Here is a 13,222-nt window from a genome sequence, read left to right on the forward strand (position 1 = left end):
ACTACGTCGAAGACTGGTGAGGCAGCGAATATCCGGCGTAGATGAGGTCGGCCGGCGGTAGTTCCGACAGATCTTCGAAGCCGCAGACGCGTACCCTCAGGCGCTCGTGCGTGCCCCCGACGGTGCGCGAGATACGCAGCTGCGTGCCCGGCTCGCTGTCGTGGGCGACCACCCGCCAGCCGGCGGCGAGCAACGCGGCTGTCTCCCGACCGGCGCCGCAGCCCAGATCGACAGCGGTCCGCCCAGCGCCCGGGCCGGTGAGAGCCATGGCCTGCCGGCACAGTTCGCGGATCGGACGGGTGGATTGGCGGGAGTTGTAGAGGGCCCAGTGACTCACCGGGCAATCATCCGGAAGATCCGGCAAAAGGTCACATAGGTTTCCGAACGCTGGTCAATAGGGGTATCGACAAGCCGACTGGATATCGATCGCGACTAGCACCAACCGGGTCTTTGTGGGCAGGATTCGGAGGGTGACCGCCGATCCTCTGCCCTACCCGCTGAGGTTGACGGGAACCGGCATCATCCTGCGCGAGTGGCGTCCGGACGATTTGGACGATCTGGTCGCATTGCTGGACGAGCCGGAAATCGCGCGCTGGACGCCGATGCCGTCACCCTTCGACGCCGAAGCCGGCCTCGCCTACCTCAAGCGTGCCTTCCATGGGCGCGCCAACGGCAGCCGGATCCAGCTCGCGATCACCGCCGACGGCGTGCGCCCGGTCGGCGAGGTCCTGCTCTTCGCGGTCAACCCCGAGCTCCGCGAGGCGGAGCTCGGATATCTCATCGGTCACCCTTATCGGCGCCGCGGCCTCGCGTCGGGGGCACTCTCCGTGCTTTCCGGGTACGCCTGCCAGACGCTCCGCCTTCGACGCCTGCTGCTCCGGATCGATCCGGCGAACGTGGCGAGCACGTCGGTGGCCCGCCGATGCGGTTACTGGCTGACCGGCGAACCCCTGATCCACCAGGAAGGACCGTACGGCCCGACCAGGCTGGAGACCTGGGAGTACGTCGACGGCCGGGCCGGCACCCGCCAGGATCGCCTGAGAAATGTCGCAGCCCGGCGGTACGGTCGGCGGACCTAGAGAGACCTAGGAGGAACCGCATGATCAGCGTGGATCGTGTCCAGGTGATGGCCTATCGGGTCGCCGCGCAGGGGCTGACCGAGCGGGCTGCCGCGCGCCCTGCCGACCTGCCGGTGCTCGACCTCGGCATCCAGCAATATTCGCCGGATTCCACACAGATCGCGCTCACCGCCCGCAGCAGCGCCGACCCGGCCGACGACCGGCTGCTCGTGGTCTGGGCCGCCCGGGGCGCACCCCACCTGCACCGGCGCGCCGATCTTCCGGCCCTGGTCCGGCAGCTCTGGCCGCTCACCGACGCCGACGCGGCGAGCCGCGTCAAGAGCGCACAGATCCCCGGCGCTCAAGCCCTCGGGATCCGCGCGTTCACCGTGACGGCCGAGGCGCTCCGCGATGTGGTGACCGCTCCGATCCCCCGCGGCGAGGCGAGCACCGAGGTGAGCCGGCGGGTTCCGGTCGAGCTGACGTTTGAGTGCCGCCCCTGCCAGGCCCGGCACGTCTCGGGCAACGTGTGGCAGCAGGCCGGGCTGGCCGGCGGCGTCGAGATCCTTTCCCGGGGCAAGGACGCCCAGCTCGGCCCGATCGACAACGCACCACCACTGCCGGCGGCGACCGAGGGCGTGGATCGGCTCATCGAGACCTACCTCCGGTTCCTGGGTCCGGCCGGGCCGGCCGAGGTGGCGAAATACCTGGGCAGCTCGACGACCGAGATCCGCAAGGTCTGGCCGTCCTCCGGTCTCGTCGAGGTCAGCGTCGACGGCCGTAAAGCCTGGCTGCCCGAGGCGGAGGTGCCGGCGCTGGAGTCGGCCGCCCCGGTCGACGGGGTCCGCTGGCTTCCCGGCATGGACCCGCTGCTCCAGGCCCGCGACCGTGACCTGCTGCTGCCGGAGCGCGCAGCACAGAAAGAGGTGTGGCGTCCGCTCGGCAACCCGGGGGTTCTGCTGGTGGACGGCGAGATCGCCGGCGTGTGGCGTGCACGGATGGCTGGGCGGAAAAGGGTCGACCTGACAGTGAGCCCGTTCGGCGAGTTGAGCGCGGCCCAGCGGAAACGGGTCGAGGAGGAGGCGCCGGAGGTGGCCCGCGCGCGCGGCGTTCCGGAGGCGGTGGTGACCTTCGATTGACGTGCGAGACCGGGCAGAAAGCCGAACTGAGCCGGTGCCAGACTGGGCGGATGCCGACGATCGGTTTTCTGCACACGGCGGACGTTCACGTCGAGACCTTTGAGCGGCTCGTGGCGGAACTGGCGCCCGGCTGGGCGGTCCGGCACGTGGTCGACGAGTCGCTGCTGGCGGACGCCCGGGTCGACGGGGTCACCCCGGCGATCGCCGAGCGAGTCCGCGGGCGGCTGGCCGAGCTGACCGAAACCGACGTGGTCGTCTGCACCTGCTCGACCATCGGCGCGACGGCGGAGCAGGACAACGCTCTGCGAGCAGACCGGCCGATGGCTGACGCCGCGGTCGCCATGGGCAGGCGCATCGCGGTCGTCGCCACCGTCGAGTCCACTCTGGAACCGACGATGGCGCTGCTGCGCGAGAGCGCTACGAACGCCGGCGTCCAAGTCACGCTCCTGCCGTCACCGTGCCTGTCCGCCTGGCAGCACTTCGAGTCAGGCGACCACGAGAGCTATCACGCAGCAGTCGCCGACCACGTGCGCACGATCATCGCCGGCGCGGACGCCGACGTGGTGGTGCTGGCTCAGGCGAGCATGGCCCCGGCCGCCGACCTGCTGACCACGCCGACCGGGCCGACCGCGCTGACCGCGCCAGCCGGACTGCCGGGACTGCCTGTGCTGACCAGCCCTCGGGCAGCCGTGAGTGCCGCGATCAGCAAGGTCAAGAGCGTCACCGCTTGACGGCACGCTCCACGACCACGGTCGTTGACTTGATCACTGCGACGGCGACCGAGCCGACCCGCAGATCGAGCTCGTCGACCGCTTCCCGGCTCATCAGCGACACCACCCGGAACGGCCCGGCCTGGATGTCGACCTGAGCCATCACGGTGTCCTTGACCACTGCGGTGACGATCCCGCGGAGGCGGTTACGGGCCGAGGACTCCTCCGAGCGCGCGTCCGGATCAGCCGCCTGCGAACGGACGAAAGCCGCCAGGTCGACGCCATCGATGACCCGGTGTCCTTGATGGTCACGGCTGGCGGAGAGCCGGCCCGCGTCGACCCATCGGCGGACCGTGTCGGGGCTGACGCCGAGCAGTTCGGCCGCCTCACCGATCTGAAATGTCGTCACGTCGATCACCCTAGCGGACGTCACACTAGCGATATATCGTTACCGTCATGAGAGGTCACGGAAGGCCCGGCGGTTACGGCAGACCGGGTGGGCATGGGAGACCACGAGGCAGCGGCAGCCGGATGCCCCGTGGCGACGTGCGCACCGCGGTCCTCATCCTGCTGGGCGAGGCCGAGCGGCCCATGCACGGTTACCAGTTGATGCACGCGATCGCCGAGCGCACCGGCGGGCGCTGGCAGCCCAGCCCCGGCGCGATCTACCCGACGATCAGCCAGCTGGAGGACGAGGGCCTGGTCACGGTCACCGCGAGCGCCGGCCGCAAGCTCGTCACCCTCACCGACTCCGGCCGCGCCCACATCGCGGCGAGTGGGAGCGAGGACCCGTTCACCGCGTTCCCCGGCGGTTTCAGCTCGATCGACCTGCGCCCCCTGCTGGAGCAGGTGCACGACGCGGCCCGCCAGGTCGCCCGCACCGGGACGGACGCGCAGGCCGAGGCTGCCGCCCGCATCCTGGCCGACACCCGAAAAGCGCTTTACCTACTGCTTGCGGACGGCCCTGAAAGAACAGAACAGACGGACCCGAGGAGAACTGAAGAATGAGCACCGCAACCGCCAGTGTCGCCACCACCGCTGCCCCGCGTTACGCGAAGCAGCTCGCCTCCCACCTGGGCCGCCGCAGCGAGATCCGCGAGATCGGCGAGGACATCGCCATCGTGCTCACCGTGGGCGAGTGCCGGCTGCACAGCACCGAGACGGCACTGGAGATGACCGCCACCGCCGCCACCGAGGACGACCTGCAGACCGTCACCAAGGTCGTCGGTTCGCACCTGGAGCGTTTCGGCCAGCGCAACGAGCTGACCGTGACGTGGAATTTCGAGAAGTAGAGCAACCTTTCGGCCCGGGACAGCCACTGACAGGGCATGTCCCCCAACATCATCTCGCACCGGCGACCGGCGGACCGGCCGAAGAACACCCGGACCAAGCGGAAGGTGCTGGCCGGCGGCCTCACCACCGCTGTGGTGCTGGCCGGCGCCGGTCTGCTGGGCTTCGGCCAGCCGTGGGCGAGCGCCGCGGCGAACGTCAGCTTCGACACCGGCACCGGGCTGTCGTTCATCGTGAACGGCACGAACGGCAACATGACGTCGCTGAAGCACAACGGCACCGAGCTGACCGCTTCCGGTTACGCGGCCGGCCAGTTCGAATCCGGATGGTCCTCGGCCACGGTGACCAGCCAGACGTTCAACAGCGGCAGCTCGATCCTGGTCAGCGCGGCGAACACGTCGATCGGCGTGACGCAGTACTACTTCGCCCGCAAGAGCGACAACACGATCTACATGGCGACAAGCATCACGAAGGCGCTGAACCCGGGTGAGGCCCGGTTCATCACCCGCTTGAAGCCGTCGTTGCTGACGACGTCGCCGGAGGCGGCGCGCACAAAAAACGCGACAACCACGGTCGAGGGGAGTGACGTCTTCGCCTTCGCCAACGGCCAGACCGCGTCGAAGTTCTACAGCTCGCAGCGCCTGATCGCGCAGCAGCCGTTCGGCGCGAGCGGCAACGGTCACGGTGCGTACATCATCCCCGCGTACACGGACATGACCTCGGGTGGACCGTTCTTCCGGGACATCGAGGTGAACGACACCGGCAGCGCCGTGAACATCACCCACTACATGTTCAGCGGCCACCAGCAGACCGAGGCGCTGCGCCTGGGCCTGCACGGTCCGTACGCTCTCGCGCTCACCGACGGCGCCGCCCCGGCCGCCCGGAGCATGGACTTCCTCGCGGCCTTCATCCCCGGCATGCTGTCGAACGCCCAGCGCGGCGGCGTCAGCGGCACCGCGAGCGGCACCTGGAACGGCCTGAAGGCGACGGTCGGCCTGGCCGGCACGAACGGTCAGTACTGGGGCCAGGTCAAGTCCGGAAAATTCGTGATCGGCCACGTCAAGCCGGGCACCTACACGGCGACGCTCTACGCCGGTGAGCTCGCGGTCGGCACCAAGACGATCACCGTCGCTGCCGCCGCGACCACCACGCTCGCGATGACCGGCAGCGTCCCGGCAGCGGGAACGCTCTTCCAGATCGGCACGTTCGACGGCACCCCGGCCGGCTTCACCAACGCCGACAAGATCGAAACGATGCACCCGTCCGACACCCGGATGGCGGCGTGGAAGAACACCGCGACCACGTCGACCTTCCCGATGGCCGAGTTCAAGTCGGTGAACTCGCCGATCGCGCTCAGCTTCAACCTCTCCTCGGTGCCGGCGAACGGCGCGAAGCTGCGGATCGCGACCACCTCGAACTTCGCGGGTGGCCGTCCCGCCGTCTCGATCGGCGGCTGGACCTCACCGACCTCCGCGTCGCCCACCCCGACGAACCTGAACTCACGCAGCGTCACCCGCGGCACCTGGCGCGGCATCAACACGACCTACACGTTCACGGTCCCGGCCAGCGCCCTCAAGGCCGGCAGCAACACGCTGTCGATCTCGGTGCTGAGCGGCAGCAGCGGCGAGACCTTCCTCAGCCCCAACTTCATCTTCGACGGCCTCGCCCTCGACCCCGCCTAAACCAAGATCAAGATCAAAACCCAGCGAGGGTACGGGTGAAAAACCCGTACCCTCGCTGGTTCTGTTATTTGGTGAAGGTGAAGTACTGCCAGGCGCCGTACGTGGTCTGGTTCGCGCTGTCGCCGGAAGTGCCGGTCAGGTAGACGGCCTGCACCCGGTACTTCACCCCGGTCTTGTGCGTGCCGGTCAGCGTGAAGGTGTACTTGCCGGCCGCCGAGAGCTTGTAGGTGCCCGTCTTCCAAGCCTTCCACTTGCCGCCGGAGTACTGCTGGAAGACCAGTTTCTGCTTGCGGCCCGAGTACGCCGTCATCGTCGTGGCGAACTTCGGGTGCTTGGTCTTGCGCACGTAGTAGTAGGACTTGACCTTCTTGTAGTGCTTGCTGACCGTGAGCGAGACCGCGGCCTTCGTCTTGACCGCGGATGTGACGGTCCGGGCCGCGAACCGGGTGTCGCCCGCGAAGACCGTGCTGAACGTCGTGTTCCGGGTCAGCTTGAAGGCCACGCTCAGATCGCCCGAGCTGTTGACAGTGCCCTTCTTGATCAGACGACGGGCTTGGTCCGAGCCGTACGGGTCAGCCCAGATCTCCACGGTCCGGTTCTTGTACGTGCTGCCCAGGTGCGCGGTCATGGTGACCGTGGTGCCGTACGCGAAAACGCTCCCGTTCCGGTTCAGGGTGAGCGCCGGCGCGCTCTTGGCAACAGCGATCGAGACCTTCGCCGACGACGCCTTGTGCGTGGCGGTCCCGGCGAACGCGACCGTGTAGGTGACCGTCCCGCCCACGCCCGGGGTGTCGGTGATGGTGAACGTCCCACTCGAGGTGGTGGTGCGGCTCGCCAGCGCGAAGCCGGCCGTCGACTCGGCGTCGGTACGCCGCACCGTGACCGGGACCCCGCCGTAGAACTCGTAACCGGCGATCGTGCCCTGGATGGTGACCGCCGCGCCGCGGCTGGCGGTGGCCGGCGCCTTCAGCGTGATCGTGGTCGGGATGAGGCTGGGGGTCGGCGTTTCGACGACGACCGGGATCGACACCGTCGCGGACGACGCCTGGTGCTTAGCGGTACCGGCGAACGTGACGGTCCAGGTCGCCGTGCCGGCCACCGGCGGTGTGTCCATGAAGATGAACTGGCCCGATCCGTTCGCGTTCATGGCCGGGAGCGTCACTCCACCGGGCGACGCGGAGTCGGTCCGGCTGATCTTGATCTCGGTGCCCATCGGAACGCCGCCGGTGATCGTGCCCCGGATGCTGACCAGCTCGCCGCGAGGTGTGGTCGCCGGCCCGGCCAGCGTGATCGCGGTCGGTGTGGCAGCCGGGACACTGGGGCTCGGGATCACCGTCGGCTGGGCGATCGTCCAGAGGCTCTGTGCGCCGGTCTCGTCGGTGGTGATCACGAAGAGCCGGTCACCGCTGGGTTCCCATTCGAGGTCGACGAATTCGGGCGCCGCGCCCGTGATGGGGAAGTCGAACTCCCGAGCCGCGCTGAGCTCGCCGGCTCGGTAGAGGCGCAGGTCGGTCTGGTCCGCGGCGGGCGGTAGGGCGGCAGCGAACCACCCGTTCGATGCCGCCTCGACGTCGAGCGCCCGATTCATCGAGATGGTGCGGCTATCGAAGGATGCCAGCGTCCGGGACGGCGTGACGTAGACGCCGTTGATGCCACCCGAGTAGATCGTTCCGCCGTCGGCGGCATATTCGAGGGCGAAGTTTCCGGAGACGAGCCCGCTCTGGGTGGTCGCGACCAGCGCGGGCGTGGCACCGCTGATGTCGTAGAGGAAGAGGTCGCCTCGGTTGTCCGCGCTGGACAGCACCAATCGGTTCGGATCGGTGGGGCTGGCCGCGATCAAGGGCTGGGCCGACGTGGCCGACGTGTTGTTCCCATTGCCGAGGACGTGGTTGACGACCTCGCCGGTGACCGGGTCGAGCGAGCCGAAGCTGTTCTTGTTGTTGCTGAACCAGACCTTGTCGGCGGTGAGCGCCAGGTGGCCCGGGTCGAACACGGCGATCGGGTACCGCTCGATCTCCTCGAGAGTCGCCGCGTTCCACGAGACGATCAGCTTCGGATCGGGGAGGATCGCCCAGAGCGTGCCGGAGTCGGCGGAGAGCTTGAAGTCGCCGGCGTTCGCCCCGTCCGGGAGCGCCACCTCGGAGGCGACGTTGCCGTCGTAATCCACGGCCAGGATGCGGTGCGCCACGTCGTCAGCGACGAGCAGGCGCTGGCGGACACTGTCGACGATCATGCGGTCGGCGTGGTAACCGGTCACCGGATGCCGCTGCTCGCCGGTCAGCAGCGTCGGCGTGACCGCGGCCGACGCGGACCCGGTGGACAGGTCGACGAAGAACATCGAGGCCGCGGCGAGCACGCTCGCCGCCAGCACTGATCGTTTGACGCGCTTGGACAATTGACTCTCCCCGTGGCCTGCTGAAGCGCGCCGAGTCTAGTCAAGAGATCAACTTTTCTAAAGGACGAGACGGTTACGACCTGTCGACGCGGAGATAGCGATCGCATCGAGGACTTCGGCTGCCCTGATCGCGTCGGTCAGCGTCGGGCCGTGCGGAACATCGTCCACAATCGAGCGCAGGAAAAGCGACGCCTCGATCACCTTGAGGTCGTCGTAGCTCATCGCGATCGCGGCACCCGGCTGGAACGCGCCGAAGTCGCCGTCGCCCGGGCCGGCGAAGATTGTCGCGTCGCGGACGCGTAGCTCGCCCATCCGGCGAAAATCCCAGCTCAGCGAGCCGGTGCGGCCGTAGATCGTGAAGCCGTAGGCGTTCGGCGAGTCCACGGCGACCCGGCTGGCCTCGCAGGAGACCCGGGCTTGCGATGCCATCCGGAACTGGGCGCCGAACCAGTCCTCGTTCTCCACGGTGCCCAGTTCACCCGTACCCCGCTCGTGGCCTGAAGTGACGCCCAGAGGGCGGCGCCGCTCGGGAATGAGGATCGCGGTGTCCGCGCGCACTTCGGTGATCTCACCGAGCAGGTGCCGGATCAGGTCGACGGCGTGCGAGCCGAGGTCGCCGAGCACGCCGTTGCCGCCGCGCTCGCGCTCGAAACGCCAGGTCAGCGCGTCGTCCGGAGAGGCGGCGTAATCGCTGCAGAAGCTGAAACGGGCGTGCGTGACCTCGCCGATCGCACCCGCGGTGAGCAGCGCGTGCGCCTTGGCGACGGCGGGCGCGTGGCGATAGTTGAAGCCGACGGTCACCTGCCCGGGGCCGGTGATGGCACGAGCGTCATCGGCGGCGAGACCGACCGGTTTCTCGATCCAGAGATGCTTGCCGGCGGCCGCGAAGGCGACGCCCATCTCGCGGTGCAGGAAGTTCGGCGCGGTCACGCTCACCGCCGCAACACGCGGGTCGTCGACGAGCGTGCGCCAGTCCAGCGTGGACTCACCGAAGCCGAACTGGGCCGCGGCGGCCTCGGCACGACCCGGAACACCGTCGGCCACCGAGATCAGGACCGGCTGCGGAAGATCCGGGTAGTGGTGGCGAACCCGCAGGTAGGACTGGGTGTGCACGCGACCCATCCAGCCCATTCCGATCACCGCGACACCAATGGTCATCAGCCCTCAAATCAGGCCGGCACTGCCGGCCAACGCCGCCGCCTCGGTTCTGCTCGCCACCTTCAACTTACGCAGGAGCGAGGCGGTCAGGCGTTTCACCGTACGCTCGGAGACGTGCAGCAGGCCGGCGATGTCGCTGGTCGACGAGCCTCCGGCGATCATCCGCAGCAGGCGGCGGTCCTCGTCGTCGAGATGGGTCGCGACCGGGTGCGGCTGCCTCGGCCGGGCCTGTTCCAGCAGCGCGGCGAGCAGGGCCGGCGGCACGACCGCCCACCCCTCCAGCGCCGCTAGCAGCGGTTGCCGCAGCTCGGAGACGTCCATGCCGCGACGCAAGAGCGCGGCCGCGCCGGCGTGCAGCGCTTCGACGGCCATCGCGTGGTCGGGGTCGTCGGCGACGGCGACGATCCGGGCCTGCGGGGCTGACTCATGCACCAGCGTCACCGGATGCCGGTTTCCTGGTGGCTGCAGCATCGGGTCGACCAGCACCAGGTCGGGGACGGCGGCGCGCATCACGCTCGCCACCTTCCCCACCTCACCGGTGGTCGCCACCACGGTCGCTCTTCCGCCGCTGACCTCGGGAATCAAACTCTCCAGGGCGCGGACGAAGGCGGCGCGGCCGTCCACCACGACTACCCTGATCCCGTTCTGCATGCAGGCGGGATGCCCCAACCGGGCAAAAGCATTCCTGCGAATAATCCGATGTCAGCGCGGGTTGGCCGCCACGAACCCGGCGACGTACTCGTCGAGGCGTCGCTCGGCCTGCCAGCCCAGCTCAGCGGCCTTCGCGGTGTCCGCCTGACCCCGGGTCCGCTCCCCGCGCAGCGCCGGGACCAGCACGAACTCGGTGCCGAACAGCTTGGCGACCTCGGCGAGCGGTCGCTCGTTGCCGGCGCCGAGCAGGTATCCGTCGCCGGTCCCGCCACGAGCCACCAGCACCAGGCCGCGGACGATGTCGTCGATATGGGTGAAATCGCGGGTCTGGGTGCCCGGGGAGACCACGGTGAGCGGTTCACCGGCGAGGTACTGCCGCTCGAAGATGCCGATGACCGTGGCGTACTTGCCCGTGGTGATCTGTCCCGGGCCGTACACGTTGTAGAAGTACGTGATCGCGTAGTCCAGGCCGAACCAGTTCGAGTAGTTCTTGATGTACTCGATGTTCTTGGCCTTGGTCCAGGCGTACGGGTTGAGGTTCTCGTCCTCGCCGTCGTTGCCGAACTTCGAGCTGGAGCCCGCGTAGATCAGCTTGGCGCCGTGGCCGGCCGTGAACTTCACGACCTCCTTCGTGCCGAGCAGGTTGAAGTCCCAGGTCAGGTCGTGGTCCTCGAATGACTGCACGATCCGCGAGTACTCACCCAGGTGGAAGACGATCTCCGGCGCGGGCAGCCCGCGGCCGGCCCAGATCTTCGCGATGTCGACGGTCGAGCCGTCGATGTACGTCACCCGCGGATCGTTGACGTGGTTCTCCGGCGAACCGGTGAAGTAGTTGTCCAGGGAGATGATCACCGCATCCGAATATTCAGTCAGCAGTGACTTGATCAGGGCGCCGCCGACAAATCCGGCGCCACCGGTGACCAGCAGGGTTCGGCTCAACGTGTTTCCCTTTTCTCCCGGTGCTCGAAGCGCCGACCAGGCTACCAAGGCACCCGCACGTTCTCCGATTCCTCGCCGTTAACCCGCCATACATCGGCGCCCGGACCGTTGCCGGGCCGGGCGCCGATGTACCCACTACCAGGCGGACGGGGCCGGCGGTGGGACCACCGTGGGGCGGTCGTTGCAGGTGATCACGTTCGGGACGTAGGGGCCCAGCCAGCCGCCGTCGTTGCCGCCGAGGTCGGTGAGGCTGAACTCGGAGCCGCCCGGCGGGAAGCCGAACCGGCCGCAGTTGTTCACCCCGGCCGCGCCGACGTTGCGGGCGTCGACGTTCTCGAACGAGGCCGAACCGCCGGCTCGGGCGCTCAGCACGCTGGTTCCCGTACCGTCGATCTTGAGGTCTTTGAACCTGATGTTGTTGATCGAATAGAGGTCCTTTACCGGCCAGTCGGCGACCAGCATGATCGCGTTATAGGTGTTGTCGAGGTAGTTGTCCCCGGTCACCTGGACGTCCGCGTCGATGCTGCGTTCCAGCGCGAACATCCAGATCGCGCCGAGACCGATGTTCCAGTTCAATTCGTACGTTCCGGCGCGCACCGTGGTGTTGCCGGTGAAGCGCAGATGCCCGGTGAACGGCTCGGCACCGAATCGGGTGCCCGCGTGCAGGGCGCTGCCCTCACGGATCGGGTCGGCGATCAGGTTGTTCGACACCGTGGTGTCGTGGCCGCCGTAGATCGCGATGCCGTTCGCCAGGGTCGGCGTCTGGACCGTGTTCCGGTCGAAGACGTTGCCGGAGTTCGTGGTCTTCTCCGCCCACATGGCGAGCGCGTCGTCGCCGGTGTTGCGGACGAAGTTGTTGCGGACCAGCGATCCGGTGACCCCGGTGTGGAAGTTCAGGCCGTCGGCGATCTGGTCGACGATCACGTTGTTCGTGACCTTCACGTTCGACATCGGGCCGTCGAACCAGAGGCCCACCTTGGTGTGCTGGATGTGCAGGCCGTCGATGGTCGAGTCGCTCATCGCGCCGCCGACGCCGTTGACCTGGTCGGTGTCGATCCGCTCCCGGACGTCACCCTGGATCGCGAAGCCGGAGAGGTGCACGTTGCGGCTGCCACCCTCGGCGGCGTCCTTGCCGTAGAAGCCGACGCCGGTGTGCACCGAGCCGTCCGGCGCCGGGGTGCTCAGCGCGACCTCGCGGCCTCTGATGATCGTGTACCAGTTGCCGGCCCCGGTGATCGTCACGTTGTCGACGACGATGTGCCGGTTCACCTGGAAGACGCCCGGGGGCAGGTAGACGTTGCGGTGCGCCTTTTTCGCGTACGCGATCGCCTTTTCGATGGCGGGCGCCGCGTCCTTCCGGCCGGTCGGGTCGGCGCCGAAGAGCAGCACGTTCACCCCGGTCAGGTCAACTTTAGGCAGGCCCACGAGCTCGGAGTCGAGCAGGTCGATCGTGGTGGGCACGCTGCGGCCGGTCAGCCGGATCTTGTCACCGGCCTGATAGGTACGCCCGAGCAGGAGGCGCTGCTCGTCGTAGAAGTGCGCCGGCCGGAACGGCTTCGTGATCACCGGTGCCGGCGTGGTGGCGGCCGGGACACAGGCGCACTCGGTGATCCACCAGTCCGGGTGGAGCAAGTCGGCCTGCGGGTCGTTGGTGAACGAGTACTGGTTGTAAAGCCAGGAGTACTGCGAGGTCAGCCGCATGGTCCGAGTGCCGTGCTTGGTGCTCACGGTCAGCGGGGCGGTGATCCCGCCGCCGGTCGGCGCGTCCGGAATGCTGTATCGCACGGTGATCGCGTTGGCGGCCCGCGGCAGGGTGAACTCCACCCACTCCCCCGGGTCGAGGGTGACGGCGGAACGGCCGGAGGCTTCGGCCGGCAATGTGTACGCGGTCCGGCCGGGTCCGATGACGGTGCCGTTGGTGGTCGCGTGCTCGGCTTCCTGCTCCAGGAAGGCGACGCTCGCACCACGGCCGACGGTCAGCGACGGATCGATGGCAGCGCGAGTGATCTTGGTGAAAGAAGCGGCAGCAGCTGGGTCGGCGACGACAGCGGTCCCGGTGACACCCAGAACCGCGCCGAGAAGCAGGGCGGACCAGCGCGGTGGAACGCCGGACCGCCTCATGTCCACAGACATCGAGGGCTCTTTTCGTGGAAGGTGAGCCCGACGATAGATGTCCGGTGATCTAACTCACAAGGTCCCG

Annotated in this window: 13 protein-coding genes; 6 read left to right on the top strand and 7 right to left on the bottom strand. The window is 68.2% G+C overall.

Translation table 11 applies throughout. From position 1 onward, the window contains the following. Position 1: 1 nt before the first annotated feature. A complete protein-coding gene (locus tag B0I29_RS10170; RefSeq protein WP_245972407.1) occupies positions 2 to 337 on the bottom strand; it encodes a class I SAM-dependent methyltransferase in 336 nt (111 codons plus the stop codon). Positions 338 to 470: 133 nt separating this feature from the next. Between B0I29_RS10170 and B0I29_RS10175 the strand changes: the two genes are divergently transcribed. Genes B0I29_RS10175 through B0I29_RS10185 form a run of 3 tightly spaced genes read left to right on the top strand, consistent with a single transcriptional unit; the run spans position 471 to position 2,928 of the window. Further along, entirely contained in the window at positions 471 to 1,079 is a 609-nt protein-coding gene (locus B0I29_RS10175; RefSeq protein ID WP_111648617.1) for a GNAT family N-acetyltransferase, read from the top strand. A 20-nt stretch (positions 1,080 to 1,099) separates the two neighbouring features. After that, a complete protein-coding gene (locus B0I29_RS10180) occupies positions 1,100 to 2,197 on the top strand; it encodes a DNA glycosylase AlkZ-like family protein (RefSeq protein WP_111648618.1) in 1,098 nt (365 codons plus the stop codon). 50 nt (positions 2,198 to 2,247) lie between these two features. Next, positions 2,248 to 2,928, top strand: coding sequence for a hypothetical protein (locus B0I29_RS10185; protein ID WP_111648619.1), 681 nt, complete (start codon positions 2,248 to 2,250; stop codon positions 2,926 to 2,928). Here B0I29_RS10185 and B0I29_RS10190 read toward each other — a convergent pair. Continuing rightward, positions 2,918 to 3,316 (bottom strand): TOBE domain-containing protein, encoded by a 399-nt coding sequence (locus tag B0I29_RS10190; protein WP_111648706.1) that lies wholly within the window; start codon positions 3,314 to 3,316, stop codon positions 2,918 to 2,920. The two genes, B0I29_RS10185 and B0I29_RS10190, sit on opposite strands and share 11 nt — an antisense overlap. Positions 3,317 to 3,363: 47 nt before the next feature. Between B0I29_RS10190 and B0I29_RS10195 the strand changes: the two genes are divergently transcribed. From B0I29_RS10195 to B0I29_RS10205, 3 genes are read left to right on the top strand one after another with little or no spacing between them, the layout of a single operon-like run. Then, positions 3,364 to 3,915 carry a PadR family transcriptional regulator gene (locus B0I29_RS10195; protein WP_111648620.1) on the top strand — a complete coding sequence of 184 codons (552 nt, stop codon included), beginning with the start codon at positions 3,364 to 3,366 and terminating at the stop codon, positions 3,913 to 3,915. Further along, on the top strand, positions 3,912 to 4,199 hold the full coding sequence (locus B0I29_RS10200) for a DUF2218 domain-containing protein (RefSeq protein ID WP_111648621.1): 288 nt from the start codon (positions 3,912 to 3,914) through the stop codon (positions 4,197 to 4,199). The genes B0I29_RS10195 and B0I29_RS10200 overlap by 4 nt, the downstream gene beginning before the upstream one ends. 36 nt (positions 4,200 to 4,235) lie before the next feature. Then, positions 4,236 to 5,879 carry a rhamnogalacturonan lyase B N-terminal domain-containing protein gene (locus B0I29_RS10205; RefSeq protein ID WP_111648622.1) on the top strand — a complete coding sequence of 548 codons (1,644 nt, stop codon included), beginning with the start codon at positions 4,236 to 4,238 and terminating at the stop codon, positions 5,877 to 5,879. Positions 5,880 to 5,943: 64 nt separating this feature from the next. Here B0I29_RS10205 and B0I29_RS10210 read toward each other — a convergent pair whose 3' ends face one another. The 5 genes from B0I29_RS10210 to B0I29_RS10230 form a co-directional block, all read right to left on the bottom strand. Further along, the gene (locus B0I29_RS10210) at positions 5,944 to 8,274 is read right to left on the bottom strand and encodes a hypothetical protein (protein WP_146616756.1); all 2,331 of its coding nucleotides are present in this window, start codon (positions 8,272 to 8,274) and stop codon (positions 5,944 to 5,946) included. 57 nt (positions 8,275 to 8,331) lie between these two features. Then, positions 8,332 to 9,432, bottom strand: coding sequence for a Gfo/Idh/MocA family protein (locus B0I29_RS10215; protein ID WP_111648624.1), 1,101 nt, complete (start codon positions 9,430 to 9,432; stop codon positions 8,332 to 8,334). A 6-nt stretch (positions 9,433 to 9,438) separates the two neighbouring features. After that, the gene (locus B0I29_RS10220; protein ID WP_111648625.1) at positions 9,439 to 10,083 is read right to left on the bottom strand and encodes a helix-turn-helix transcriptional regulator; all 645 of its coding nucleotides are present in this window, start codon (positions 10,081 to 10,083) and stop codon (positions 9,439 to 9,441) included. 51 nt (positions 10,084 to 10,134) lie between these two features. Next, positions 10,135 to 11,022 (bottom strand): NAD-dependent epimerase/dehydratase family protein, encoded by an 888-nt coding sequence (locus B0I29_RS10225; protein WP_111648626.1) that lies wholly within the window; start codon positions 11,020 to 11,022, stop codon positions 10,135 to 10,137. 135 nt (positions 11,023 to 11,157) lie between these two features. Beyond that, on the bottom strand, positions 11,158 to 13,155 hold the full coding sequence (locus B0I29_RS10230) for a glycosyl hydrolase family 28-related protein (RefSeq protein WP_111648627.1): 1,998 nt from the start codon (positions 13,153 to 13,155) through the stop codon (positions 11,158 to 11,160). Positions 13,156 to 13,222: the final 67 nt, after the last annotated feature.

The organism is Actinoplanes lutulentus (assembly GCF_003259845.1).
GTDB classification, from domain to species: domain Bacteria; phylum Actinomycetota; class Actinomycetes; order Mycobacteriales; family Micromonosporaceae; genus Actinoplanes; species Actinoplanes lutulentus.

Excerpts from the sequence above, each read along its gene's own strand:
- B0I29_RS10180 (WP_111648618.1), top strand. The coding sequence starts at position 1,100 with ATGATCAGCGTGGATCGTGTCCAGGTGATGGCCTATCGGGTCGCCGCG.
- B0I29_RS10185 (WP_111648619.1), top strand. The coding sequence starts at position 2,248 with ATGCCGACGATCGGTTTTCTGCACACGGCGGACGTTCACGTCGAGACC.
- B0I29_RS10195 (WP_111648620.1), top strand. The coding sequence starts at position 3,364 with ATGAGAGGTCACGGAAGGCCCGGCGGTTACGGCAGACCGGGTGGGCAT.
- B0I29_RS10200 (WP_111648621.1), top strand. The coding sequence starts at position 3,912 with ATGAGCACCGCAACCGCCAGTGTCGCCACCACCGCTGCCCCGCGTTAC.
- B0I29_RS10205 (WP_111648622.1), top strand. The coding sequence starts at position 4,236 with ATGTCCCCCAACATCATCTCGCACCGGCGACCGGCGGACCGGCCGAAG.
- B0I29_RS10215 (WP_111648624.1), bottom strand. The coding sequence starts at position 9,432 with ATGACCATTGGTGTCGCGGTGATCGGAATGGGCTGGATGGGTCGCGTG.
- B0I29_RS10220 (WP_111648625.1), bottom strand. The coding sequence starts at position 10,083 with ATGCAGAACGGGATCAGGGTAGTCGTGGTGGACGGCCGCGCCGCCTTC.
- B0I29_RS10230 (WP_111648627.1), bottom strand. The coding sequence starts at position 13,155 with ATGTCTGTGGACATGAGGCGGTCCGGCGTTCCACCGCGCTGGTCCGCC.